This is a genomic window from Bradyrhizobium vignae, from assembly GCF_004114425.1.
In the GTDB taxonomy this organism is placed as follows: Bacteria; Pseudomonadota; Alphaproteobacteria; order Rhizobiales; family Xanthobacteraceae; genus Bradyrhizobium; species Bradyrhizobium vignae.
Genome location: NZ_RDQF01000015.1, coordinates 128,946 through 139,666, shown reverse-complemented (window position 1 = coordinate 139,666; position 10,721 = coordinate 128,946). Strand labels below are relative to the sequence as shown.

Sequence of the window (10,721 nt, the reverse complement as noted above, 5' to 3'; positions counted from 1 at the left end):
AAGGAAAATGCGTCGGGCGCCCGTCGCTCTGCTGGACCATTCGGCATTCCCTGTTCGGAACGGAGCGCCGCGCCCCACGGTTAGCTCACAACGACCAGGAGAACAGAAATGAAAGCAGGATTTGCCGCCATCGCTGTCATCGTGTTTGCCGCGGGATCGGCTTTGGCGCAGGGCGGTGCGCCCAGCGGGCGCGGAGCCGCGACCGGCGACCCCGCCGCAAGCTCCGCCAACCCGCGGGCGGAAACGCCGACCACCGGGACGGCCGGCCGGTCGAATCCGAGCGGCAGCGGCACGTCATCTTCGGGCGGCAAGGACGACAATGGCGATGCGGGTTTGGACAAGATGCCCGAGAGCGACCGCACCGTGCGACAGCAGAGCCAGCAACATCATCCGAACGACAAGTAGCGGCGGCTATTTGTCCGCCATGGTGCGCTCCGCGTCCCTGACCTGCGAACGCAGCATCGGGAGCTGTTCGCGCGCGAACGCTGCGAGCGCCGCATTGTCGGGCGCCTTCAGATAGCGTTCAAGCAGGCTGATGATCGATTCGTACTCGGGAATCTGCGCGGCATAGAAGCTTCTGACGTAGGTTGGACCATCCGACATTTCGGGCTCGACGAGGCTCGCGGTCGAGGATGTCGCCCTGCCGATGTGCGGCTCCGCGCCGATTGCCTCCTGGATCTCCTTCAGACTCTTGTCGCGCTTGGCCGCTTCCTCGGCGCGCAGGGCGGCGAGATTCTTGACCTCCGCATTGCCCTTGAGGTCGGTGTTCTCAAGCAGACCCTGTTGAAATCGGCTGAAATTGTAGACGCCGCTGATAACCTCGACGGCGGTCGGCTGCCGTTCGCCAGGCTTTCGCTCGCCGGTACTGTCGCCAAGTGCCGCGGTGCTGATGAATGCAAGGATGATCGCGGTAACGACTCGCATCGATGTTAATGACGAGCGGCGCGCCGAGTTCCCTGAGTATTACGATCCGGTAACCGGGTTGCGATGCGAGAGTTCCGTCCCCACGTCGTTCACATGAAACAGTCTGACATCTTCAGGGATAACGCCGATAACTGTCTTCAGCTTGCCGAGCGAGCCGAGGGGAAGCCCGCCCATAAGCGCTATTCGCGCATGGCCGAGGCCTGGACGGCGCTCGCGAACGAGCAGGATTGGCTCGACGGCGAGATTCCGCCCCTTCCGCTCCACACTGCTGCTCCGAAGCAAGACGTGTGAAATCTGCATGTGAGATCGCTCACGGAAGGCAAGCAACTGATTTGGGATGATCCGGGAACTGTCGATCGCGTCGATTTCCAGTTTTCAGAAGGAGGTTTTGACGATGGCTCCACGTCTGGCTCTTCTTTCCCTCATTCTCGCCTTTGGCGTCTCGGTCGCCTTCGCGACGGTGACGACGCTACGGCAGGTGCATCTCGAGAACGCATCCACTACCGTTCACGCGACGCGCAGCTAATTTTGTATCGGAACATTCGACGCCGCAGTGCGTAAGCGCTCTGAGACACCAGGAGAAGCGAGAGCCCATCATGGCCCATTCCGACCATGGCATCGTCAAGGACAAGCGTGCGGAGGAGCAGCCGCGTGACAAGCGGCGTGCACAGTCCGTGCACAAGACGGATCCGAAAGGTTCGCCCTCGCGTGAAGCGACGCGCGATCCCAAGCTGAACGACGATAGCAAGACGCCAGGATCCGGCGTGATGCCGGACGGCTCCAGCGACGCGACAGGCTAGTTCCCACCGGAACGAATTCCCGCGGGAAGAGTCGACGGATTGCTTCCGGTTGTCATGCCCCCGGTGCGCCGGAAGCAATCTCCAAGGACGGTCCTGGCACTCCCGTGCCGGGGCCGTTTGCTTATGGACCGAGTCAGCTGCCGCTCTCTGGATCCCCCTGAGTATGTCCGTCAGGCCCGCGGCCGAACACGCCGAAGCTGCTTGACTTCACACCGGCGGCGGCATCAACGCCCGCAGCGGCCAGTCCGAACTTGAGGAGTTCGCGGACCGCTGCCGCCCGCGTCGGCATGCGGTGTTTGAACCGGAAATCGTCGATGGCGGCCAACTCTTCCGGCGATAGCATGACCTGAAGGCGCTCGGCGCGAAGGTCGTTCATGGCGATCACGCAAATTGAGTAGGTTGAGTAGTTTACTCAACGAACCAACTTGGAGGGGGTTCCTCTAGAGCCAGAAATGTCTCCAACTGAGTAGAAATGCGTTGCAAATCAATGAGTTGTGTTTGAAACCTATTTTGCCATACCGCATTCTTCCCAAAAGGGAGAGAGGCCATGACGGATGAAGTCAGGCTACCTCGCAAGCTTTCCGAAGAGCCCGAAGCATCCGAGCCGGTGCGGCCAAGCCATCAGAAGGTCATCGATCAGGTCGAGCGCTGGGCCAACAGCCCGGGGCTCCAGCCGCCGCAATCGCAGAGTTCGAAGGAGCCGAAAGCGAGCTAAGGCTTCACGAAGCGAGAGCGCTTTGCCGATGGTGAGCGGGCTGGTCGGTGCGACCTGCGCGTGACACGAAGCTTACGCCTGACCCACCAAGCCGACACGGAAACGCTTGCCCAAACCCCCAACGCCGCAATGAAAGCGAATGCGATGCTTGCGCCGACGGTGGCATGGAAGATGGCGGCGAACGCCGCGAGGCCGATGCTGCCGAGCGCCGCACCTGCGGCATCGAGCGCCGCGGCCTTCTGTCCGCGGCGCCGTCCGCTCAGGCCGGCCTTCTCCTTGGCGTGACGCTCGTGGCTTTCGATCAGCGTCGCGCTGGCACAGAAGATTGCCGGAAGTGCAAGAAAGAGCCCGCCGACAGAAACACCGAATTGCGAGCCGATGGCTCCGGCGAGCACCGTCGCGCAGCCGCCGAGCACGAAGCGAATGGCGTATTCGTACCATCGCGTCTCTTTCAGCGCCGATGACGACAGCTTAACCAGCATCAGGCGGCACCTCCCAAGCCGGCGAGCAGACCGAAGGCGACCACGAGCCATACGACGAAAGCGAGGATCGTGGCGGGGAGCGCGCCGAGACGGAACCTCATCAACAGGTGGCAGACGACGAGGCTGTAGCAGGCGAGCGCGATGGCGCCATAGATCATCGTCCAGCTCTCGGCGGCGGCATATTGCGGGCCGTGCTGGACCACGGCGATGCCGAGGGTGGCCAGCGCGACCGACGGCGCCGCGCCGAGCAGCCCGGCAAAGCTTTTTGGCCGCAGCATGTCGCCGAAGATTGCGAAGACGGATACGATCAGACCGCCGGCAACGAAGCGCACGAGATATTCCGTCATGGCCGTCCCCGCGAGGCTTCGGACGGCTGCTGCCGTGACTTCGCCAGCGTGAACGGCCTGAACAGTCGCTCCACGACGATGCCGAGCGTGAATCCTGCCACCACGTCGCTGGTCCAGTGCGCGAGCAGCGCCACGCGCGTCAACGACAGCGCTACGGCCAGCGAACGTGCCAAGCGGCGGGAGGCCGGAGGCAACAGGCCGGCGGCTGAGGCAAGGGCACCCATATGCACAGCGTGACCTGAGGGAAACGCGTCGCGGGGACGCCCCGAATAAGGAACACCGCGCCAGTGGCCGCTCACCGTCAGCCGGTCCGGCCTCGTCTGATCGAACAAGGTTTTCAAGACATGCGGTAATACGGCCGTCACCAGCGAAACCATCAGGACGTGATCGGCAACGGGACGCTGCTGCGGATGCCGGAGGCGGGTGTAGAGCCATCCCGCCGCAGCGAGCGCGACCAGCACGTGCTCGTCGGCGCCCCAGGTCATTGCTTGGGCGGCGTGCTCGAGGTCTGAATTGGTGTTCTGTGCGATCTCGTTCGCGACCGCCGTATCGATCCGGGTGGGTTTGACTGTTACGAGCGCCATCGGTCCGCCGGCGAGATGTCCTCCATGACGATTTTGTAAAGCCCGTAGATAAAGAAGGTTCCTGAGTTCCGACCGCGGGCATCGGCCCACCGGTGCGTCCTGTCCTTCTGATCAACGCGATCACCTCCTGCGCATCCGGCTCCTCAGCCGGCAGATAGTTGATGCCGACATGGGCGCCTTCGCGCGCATAGGCGATCGCGGCGGCGCGGCCCATGCCCGAAATCCCCGCCGGTGATCAGCGCCTTGCGGCCGGCAGCTGGAGCCCTTGTAGCTGGTCTCGCACGACGAAGGACGCCGGCCGGGCCGGCGTCCTCGTTGGATAGCGACTGAGGAGCCTATTTGGATTGACCGACGCTCGGCGCCTTGCCGAGCTCCTTGGCCATGTCGAGATGGTGCTTGAGTGCCGGCAGGGTCTTGCCGGCCCAATCCTTCAGCGCAGCATTGTCGCCGCCCTTGGCGTAGCGTTCGAACAGCGACACGGCGTCTTCATGGGCGCTGACCTGGTAGGAGTTGTAGTCCGAGCTGAAATCCTTGCCGGTCGCGCCTTTGAGCTTGTCGAGCTTGCTTTGGTGCGAGCTGTCGAGTGCCGTCGGCAGCGTCGCCTGGACCTTGCCGTTGCCGACCAGTCCCTTCAGCTCGCCGCTGGTCTTGGTGTGATCGGTCACCATCTGCTGCGCGAAGGATTTCTCCTGCGCATTGCCCTTCTGCTCGGCGAGCTTGCTCGACTCGATCTCGAACATGTCGCTGATGGCGACCTCCTTGACGAAGTCGGTTGTGGTCGGCGCGACCCCGAACGCCGAGTTGACGCCGGTCTTCTCGCCCAGCGATTGGGCCAATGCGGGGCTTGCCAGAAGCACGCAAGCAACGGCAACGGCGGTTCGTTTCATGATCCGATCCCTCCAATTGGTCGTGCGGCCACTTGCCGCGTCATGTTGCGCCGATCAACACGTCGCGAAGGCCGAGGTTCCTAACGGACTAGTCCGTGGGATTCCGGCCGGTCCGCGGATTGATGGGATCTGTCGGCTTGCGTCGAAGCCGCTCGGGCAGAAACGGCTCGGCCGGCGTGGCGGTTGCGTCGGCCCGTACGTCGGCATGACGCTGCGCCCGCTCATGCGGCGTCCGGTTGTCGTTGAAATGCCACTTCACGTCGACGCCGTCGACGGGGTCGTTGACGCCGTGCTGGATATCGCGGAAGTCACTCATGGTTCGCCTCATTGCTTTCCCGGCAGGATCGATTCGAGCACCTGCCGCGCTGCTCCCTTGATCATCCCGCTTTCGTTCGGATCGCCCTTCATCAGGGCGAGTGAAAAATTCCTTGCTTGCTGGAGCGTGATATGCGGCGGCAGCGGCGGCACCTCGGGATCGGTTTTCACTTCCAGCACGACGGGGATCTCGCTCGACAGCGCTTGCTCCCAGGCTGAGCCGAGCAGCTGTGGGCTATCGACGAAGATGCCGCGCAGGCCGATCAGATCGGCGAAGCGCGAATAGGAGACGTCAGGAATGCGCTGCGAAGCCTCGAACTTGGGATCACCGTTGATGATGCGCTGCTCCCAAGTGACCTGATTGAGGTCCTCGTTGTTGAAGACGCAGACGATGAAGCGCGGGTCCTTCCAATCGCGCCAGTACTTGGCAGCGGTGATCAGCTCGGCCATGTTGTTCATCTGCATGGCGCCGTCGCCGACGAGTGCAATCACGGGACGATCCGGACGGGCGTATTTGGCCGCGAGCGCGTAAGGCACCGCAGCGCCCATCGAGGCGAGGCCGCCGGAGAGCGAGGCCGCCATGCCGCGCCGCATCTTGAGGTCCCGTGCGAACCAGTTGGCGCAGGAGCCGGAATCGCTGGTGATGATGGCGTGGTCGGGCAGGCGGGGCGACAATTCCCAGGCGACGAGCTGTGGATTGACCGGCGCCGCGTGCTGATGCGCGCGGTCACCCAAGGTCTTCCACCATCTCGCAACGTCCTCTTCGATAGCTCTGCGCCAGCCGTCGTCGGCTTTGGGCTGGAGTCGCGGCAACAATGCGCGCAGCGTCTCGGCGGCGTCTCCGACGAGGCCGACCTCCATGGGAAAGCGGATCGACATCATGCTGGCATCGATGTCGATCTGCACGCCGCGCGCCGCTCCTTCCTTGGGCAGGAATTCGGCGTAAGGAAAGGCCGAGCCCACCATCAGCAGCGTATCGCATTCCATCATCATGTTGTAGCTGGGCTCGGTGCCGAGCAGGCCGATCGAGCCGGTGACCCATGGCAGGTCGTCGGGCAGCGCGGCCTTGCCGAGCAGTGCCTTGGCGCAGCCGGCCGACAGCCGGTCGGCGACCGCGATGACTTCGTCGGTCGCGTGAAGCGCGCCCGCGCCGACGAGCATCGCGACCTTCTTGCCGGAGTTGAGCACCTGCGCGGCGCGGTCGAGATCCGCCTCATGCGGCGTGATGCTGGGTGCGCTATAGCCGATGCCGGAATGCAGCGTGCCGTGTGCGCGGGGTGGATTCTCGTAAGCCTCTTCCTGCAGGTCGTTGGGCAGGATGATCACGGTCGGGGTCCGCCGCGCCAGCGCAATGCGCACCGCACGATCGATCAGGTGTCGCACTTGCGCGGGCGAGGATGCCTGCATGACGTACGCACCGGCGACGTCCTTGAACATCGAGAGAAGATCGAGTTCCTGCTGATAGTGCCCGCCGAGGGCGTTGCGCGACTGCTGGCCGACAATCGCCAGCACCGGCTGGTGATCGAGCAGCGCATCGTAGAGCCCGGTGACGAGATGGGAGGCGCCGGGGCCGGAGGTCGCAATGCAGACGCCGAGCTCGCCCGAGAACTTTGCGTAAGCGGTCGCCATGAATGCCGCCATCTCCTCATGCCGCGCCTGCACGAACCCGATCCTGCCTTCGGCCCGGTTCATTGCACCGAACACGCCGTTGATGCCGTCGCCGGGATAGCCAAAGATGTGGCGTACGCCCCATTGATGCAGACGCTGGACGATGAAGTCGGAGACGGTCTGGGACATTGCGTGTGGCCCTTGGTTCGCGGGTGCATGAAACTCAGAGAACCGCTCGTTTCGTGCGATGTTCCTGACCCGCTTAGGGAACATGCACCGGAACGATCGCGTGCCTCTCCGGTTGGTTTTGCACGTGGCTGAGTGGAGAATTTTCGATGCTGAAACAAAACGAACTGGAGCGCAGTGAGACGGGCCGTTTGATCGGCAGCGACAAGGTCGAGGGAACATCGGTCTATGGCGCCGATCGCAACCGGATCGGTTCAATCGAACGCGTGATGATCGACAAGATCAGTGGCCAGGTGTCATACGCCGTGCTCGGCTTTGGTGGATTCCTGGGACTCGGCAACGACCATTACCCATTGCCTTGGCAGTCGTTGAAATACGACACCGAGCTTGGCGGTTATGTCACCGGCATCACCACCAAGGAGTTGGAGGGGGCGCCGAAATACGGCGCGCGAAGCGATTGGAACTGGAGTGACGACGCCGCGGTACGCGGCATCAACTCCTACTACGGCGTTCCCTTCGTTTGAGATTTGAGGGAAAGGGAGATCGATGAGCAAGGAACGGCCCAATGACGATCCCCGGCAGCAGAACGACTGGGGCTCGCACCGGCAGACGGACAAGCCCTGGAAGGGCAATCCCGAGAAGGAGCAGGGCTCCGACGATGTGAAGCCCGATCTCGAGAAGTGGCACAAGACCAAGACGCACTGAGCCGAGTGCGCCACATTGACACTTCAGGCAAGCGCGGCGCGGAGAGTGCCGCGCTTGTGTTTTGAGCGGTGCAATCACGAATGGTGGTGAGCTTCTTCAAAGCCGGAACCATGCCTCGGCGCCGCGGTTGAGCTCGCGGCGCGCGAGCTGCTCTTCTCTGCTCTCCCGCCGGTTTAGTCCGAAAGAAAGGTGTTCATCGTGGATGCTCAGACACGGCAGCGTGATCCGGCGCGGAGCAGCCGCAGAGGGCGAACGAAGCGCCAAAAGCCTCCCCCGATCAGTCCCGCGACGCCGACGGCCAGAAGCCGGCGAAGACACCGTCGCTGCGCGATCGGCCTCGTGAGCACTGGCTGCTGGCGACCGTCGGCACCGTCGTGCTGGTCGCGGCCCTGGTCGGCGGCCTGCTCTATTGGCTCGAGGTCCGCCACTACGAGTCCACCGACGACGCCTTCGTCGCGGCGCGCAGCTTTTCCGTGGCCTCGAAGGTCGGCGGCTACGTGATCGACGTGCCGGTCACCGACAACCAGCATGTCAATGGCGGCGATCTGCTGGCGAAGATCGACGATCGCGACTACCGGATCGCGGTCGATCAGGCCACTGCGCAGGTTGAAGTCTCCAAGGCAAACATCGCCAACGTCGAGGCGCAGATCGTCTCCCAGGAGGAGCAGATCAAGCAGGCCCAGGCGCAGCTCGAGCAGGCGCAGGCCCAGCTCCAGTTCGCGCAAGAGGAGTTCAACCGCGCAGAAGATCTCGTCGAGAAGGGGGCCGGCACCGTGCAGCGCCAGCAGCAGACCCGCTCAGACCTTCAGGCGCAGCAGGCCAACACCGAGCGCGCCAAGACCGCGGTAACGACTGCGCAGGTCGGAATCAAGACGCTGCAGGCCCAGCTCGAAGGCGCCAAGGCGCAGCTCGAACAGTCGCAGGCGCAGCTCGATCAGGCGAAGCTGAATCTGCAATACACCAGCGTCGTCGCGGCCCAGTCCGGCCGCGTGGTGAAGCTGTCGGGCGCCAAGGGCACATTCGTCACGGCCGGCCAGAGCCTGATGATGTTCGTGCCCGACGAGGTCTGGGTCGTCGCCAACTACAAGGAGACGCAGCTCAACGACATGCGTCCGGGCCAGCCGGTCGAGATCCGCATCGATGCCTATCCCGGCCGCAAGCTGACCGGCCACGTCGATTCCGTGCAACCGGGCTCGGGCACCGCGTTCAGCCTGCTGCCGGCGGAGAACGCCACCGGCAATTACGTCAAGGTGGTGCAGCGCGTGCCCGTGAAGATCGTGGTCGACAACTGGCCGGCCGATCTGCCCGTTGGTCCCGGCATGTCGGTCGTGCCCTGGACCAGGGTGCGATGACGGATGTTACGCAAGTCGGGACCGCCGGCTGGTCGCCGGAGCGCTCGGCGGCCGGTGGGCACAATCCCTATCTGATCGCCTTCGTGGTCTCGATCGCGACCTTCATGGAGGTGCTTGACACCACCATCGCCAACGTCGCATTGCGCCACATCGCCGGCGGCCTCGCGGTCGGGATCGACGAGAGCACCTATGTCATCACCAGCTATCTCGTTGCCAATGCCGTCGTGCTCTCAATCTCGGGTTGGCTGTCGACCGTGATGGGGCGCAAGCGCTTCTACATGATCTGCGTCGCGACCTTCTCGGTGGCCTCGCTGTTGTGCGGACTTGCCTGGAGTTTGCAGTCGCTGGTGCTGTTTCGCATCCTTCAAGGCCTCGGCGGCGGCGGCATGGCCACCAGCGAGCAGGCGATCCTTGCCGACTCGTTTCCGCCGCAAAAACGCGGCCAGGCGTTTGCGATCTATGGCGTCGCCGTCGTGGTCGCCCCAGTGATCGGCCCGACGCTCGGCGGCTGGATCACCGACACCTATTCCTGGCATTGGGTGTTCCTGATCAACGTGCCGATGGGTCTGATCTCGCTGTTCCTCGTCGGCACGCTGGTCAAGGAGCCGTCGGGCGCGGAAGAGGAGAGGGCGGAGCTGCTGAGCAGAGGCCTGCGCGTCGACTACATCGGCTTCCTGCTGGTCGCGATCGGGCTCGGCGCGCTCGAATTCGTGCTTGACGAAGGTCAGCGCAATGATTGGTTCGGATCGAACATGATCCTGTTCTTTGCCCTTCTTGCCGCCTTCTGCCTGCTCGCATTGATCCCGTGGGAGTTGATGCGGGATGATCCGATCGTCGACATCCGCCTGATCGGCAGGCGCCAGTTCGGGTCCTGTTTCCTGGTCATGCTCGGCACATTTGCGGTGCTGATCTCAACGACGCAGCTATTGCCGCAGCTTTTGCAGACGGAGCTGGGCTATACAGCCATGCTTGCAGGATTGGTGCTGTCGCCGAGCGGCGTCGTGACGATGATGTTGATGCCGGTGGCGGGACGACTAGTCACGATAGTGCAGCCCAAATATCTGATCATGTTCGGCGCTGCGACTGCCGCACTTTCCATGTGGCATCTGACCGGGCTTACCGGGGAGATCACCTACGGCTATGCCGCGTTGGCGCGAATCTATCTCGCGGTCGCTCTTCCGTTCCTGTTCCTTCCGGTGACGACGGCATCCTATGACGGCTTGCCACCCGAGAAGACCAACCAGGCCTCCGCCCTAATCAATGTCGCGCGCAATATCGGCGGCTCGATGGGGGTTGCGCTGGCGCAGACGCTCCTAGCTCAGCGCCAGCAATTCCATCAGAGCCGCCTGATCGAGCACGCCGCGCCTTCGGATCTCGGCTATCAGCAGACCATCGACGCAATGACGCGCTACTTCCAGGCCCAGGGCTCCAATGCGAGCGATGCGGCGTCACAGGCGATCGCCTGGGTCGGGCGCACCTTGCAGCAGCAGGTCGATCTGCTCGCCTATGTCGACGTGTTCTGGACGCTCGCGATCGTCGCTGTACTGATGATTCCCACGGCGGCGGTGTTGCGCCCGATCGATCTGAGGGCGCCAGTGCGAGGGCACTAGGTCGTTCCAAGACCTGCTTCCCTCCGCCCCGGCCCCGCATGCACGTGCACCTGCTTGGCATGCAGCACCTCCGCATTCCGAGCACACCATCACGGGATCGAACAGCTTGCCGCAGCTCTTGTCCAGCGGTCGCCGACCACGGCGACGGTGCGGGAGAGCGAGCGGGGCTCTTCGTCCAGCGTGTCCCATTTCATGATGGGGTTCTC

The 10,721-nt window shown here is 63.5% G+C and carries 16 protein-coding genes and 3 pseudogenes; 9 read left to right on the top strand and 10 right to left on the bottom strand.

Translation table 11 applies throughout. The features are described 5' to 3' along the window. Positions 1–108: 108 nt before the first annotated feature. Positions 109–405: a hypothetical protein gene (locus tag EAV90_RS15680; protein ID WP_122404725.1), complete on the top strand. Its 297-nt coding sequence runs from the start codon at positions 109–111 to the stop codon at positions 403–405. A gap of 6 nt (positions 406–411) precedes the next feature. Here EAV90_RS15680 and EAV90_RS15675 read toward each other — a convergent pair whose 3' ends face one another. Then, positions 412–924, bottom strand: coding sequence for a DUF4142 domain-containing protein (locus tag EAV90_RS15675; protein WP_129143906.1), 513 nt, complete (start codon positions 922–924; stop codon positions 412–414). A 93-nt stretch (positions 925–1,017) separates the two neighbouring features. On the opposite strand from EAV90_RS15675, the gene EAV90_RS40580 reads away from it, so the two are divergent. The 3 genes from EAV90_RS40580 (at position 1,018) to EAV90_RS15660 (ending at position 1,724) form a co-directional block, all read left to right on the top strand. After that, positions 1,018–1,215, top strand: a complete 198-nt coding sequence (locus EAV90_RS40580) for a hypothetical protein (RefSeq protein ID WP_122406813.1) — start codon at positions 1,018–1,020, stop codon at positions 1,213–1,215. A 46-nt stretch (positions 1,216–1,261) separates the two neighbouring features. Next, positions 1,262–1,450: a hypothetical protein gene (locus EAV90_RS15665; protein ID WP_129143905.1), complete on the top strand. Its 189-nt coding sequence runs from the start codon at positions 1,262–1,264 to the stop codon at positions 1,448–1,450. A 70-nt stretch (positions 1,451–1,520) separates the two neighbouring features. Next, on the top strand, positions 1,521–1,724 hold the full coding sequence (locus EAV90_RS15660; RefSeq protein WP_091892474.1) for a hypothetical protein: 204 nt from the start codon (positions 1,521–1,523) through the stop codon (positions 1,722–1,724). Positions 1,725–1,857: 133 nt separating this feature from the next. On the opposite strand, the gene EAV90_RS15655 is transcribed toward EAV90_RS15660, so the two are convergent. Then, positions 1,858–2,100: a hypothetical protein gene (locus EAV90_RS15655; protein ID WP_160118869.1), complete on the bottom strand. Its 243-nt coding sequence runs from the start codon at positions 2,098–2,100 to the stop codon at positions 1,858–1,860. Positions 2,101–2,271: 171 nt separating this feature from the next. On the opposite strand from EAV90_RS15655, the gene EAV90_RS39520 reads away from it, so the two are divergent. Continuing rightward, positions 2,272–2,439, top strand: coding sequence for a hypothetical protein (locus EAV90_RS39520; RefSeq protein WP_164936955.1), 168 nt, complete (start codon positions 2,272–2,274; stop codon positions 2,437–2,439). Here the strand turns inward: EAV90_RS39520 and EAV90_RS15650 are convergent. The 7 genes and pseudogenes from EAV90_RS15650 to EAV90_RS15620 all read right to left on the bottom strand — a co-directional run bounded on the left by EAV90_RS15650 (position 2,436) and on the right by EAV90_RS15620 (position 6,851). Next, positions 2,436–2,921 carry a hypothetical protein gene (locus tag EAV90_RS15650; RefSeq protein WP_122404721.1) on the bottom strand — a complete coding sequence of 162 codons (486 nt, stop codon included), beginning with the start codon at positions 2,919–2,921 and terminating at the stop codon, positions 2,436–2,438. The two genes, EAV90_RS39520 and EAV90_RS15650, sit on opposite strands and share 4 nt — an antisense overlap. Continuing rightward, on the bottom strand, positions 2,921–3,268 hold the full coding sequence (locus EAV90_RS15645; protein ID WP_129143933.1) for a DUF3147 family protein: 348 nt from the start codon (positions 3,266–3,268) through the stop codon (positions 2,921–2,923). Before EAV90_RS15645 ends, EAV90_RS15650 begins: the two co-directional genes overlap by 1 nt. After that, a complete protein-coding gene (locus EAV90_RS15640) occupies positions 3,265–3,852 on the bottom strand; it encodes a phosphatase PAP2 family protein (RefSeq protein ID WP_129143904.1) in 588 nt (195 codons plus the stop codon). Before EAV90_RS15640 ends, EAV90_RS15645 begins: the two co-directional genes overlap by 4 nt. A 76-nt stretch (positions 3,853–3,928) precedes the next feature. Next, positions 3,929–4,146: pseudogene (locus tag EAV90_RS15635) on the bottom strand (SDR family oxidoreductase); the annotation flags it as partial. A 41-nt stretch (positions 4,147–4,187) separates the two neighbouring features. Beyond that, positions 4,188–4,739, bottom strand: coding sequence for a DUF4142 domain-containing protein (locus tag EAV90_RS15630; protein WP_129143903.1), 552 nt, complete (start codon positions 4,737–4,739; stop codon positions 4,188–4,190). An 88-nt stretch (positions 4,740–4,827) separates the two neighbouring features. Continuing rightward, positions 4,828–5,055 carry a hypothetical protein gene (locus EAV90_RS15625; protein WP_027570944.1) on the bottom strand — a complete coding sequence of 76 codons (228 nt, stop codon included), beginning with the start codon at positions 5,053–5,055 and terminating at the stop codon, positions 4,828–4,830. Positions 5,056–5,063: 8 nt separating this feature from the next. Next, on the bottom strand, positions 5,064–6,851 hold the full coding sequence (locus tag EAV90_RS15620) for a thiamine pyrophosphate-requiring protein (protein WP_129143902.1): 1,788 nt from the start codon (positions 6,849–6,851) through the stop codon (positions 5,064–5,066). Between the two features lie 146 nt (positions 6,852–6,997). Between EAV90_RS15620 and EAV90_RS15615 the strand changes: the two genes are divergently transcribed. The 4 genes and pseudogenes from EAV90_RS15615 to EAV90_RS15605 all read left to right on the top strand — a co-directional run bounded on the left by EAV90_RS15615 (position 6,998) and on the right by EAV90_RS15605 (position 10,515). Beyond that, complete coding sequence (locus EAV90_RS15615) at positions 6,998–7,372, top strand: PRC-barrel domain-containing protein (protein ID WP_129143901.1); 375 nt, start codon at positions 6,998–7,000, stop codon at positions 7,370–7,372. A gap of 22 nt (positions 7,373–7,394) precedes the next feature. Beyond that, complete coding sequence (locus tag EAV90_RS39515) at positions 7,395–7,553, top strand: hypothetical protein (protein ID WP_164936954.1); 159 nt, start codon at positions 7,395–7,397, stop codon at positions 7,551–7,553. A gap of 198 nt (positions 7,554–7,751) precedes the next feature. Continuing rightward, a pseudogene (locus EAV90_RS15610) lies at positions 7,752–8,905 on the top strand (HlyD family secretion protein). After that, the gene (locus tag EAV90_RS15605) at positions 8,902–10,515 is read left to right on the top strand and encodes a DHA2 family efflux MFS transporter permease subunit (RefSeq protein WP_129143899.1); all 1,614 of its coding nucleotides are present in this window, start codon (positions 8,902–8,904) and stop codon (positions 10,513–10,515) included. Before EAV90_RS15610 ends, EAV90_RS15605 begins: the two are co-directional and overlap by 4 nt. On the opposite strand, the pseudogene EAV90_RS41710 reads toward EAV90_RS15605, so the two are convergent. Continuing rightward, a pseudogene (locus EAV90_RS41710) lies at positions 10,512–10,638 on the bottom strand (winged helix-turn-helix transcriptional regulator); the annotation flags it as partial. The gene EAV90_RS15605 and the pseudogene EAV90_RS41710 sit on opposite strands and share 4 nt — an antisense overlap. Positions 10,639–10,721 lie beyond the last annotated feature (83 nt).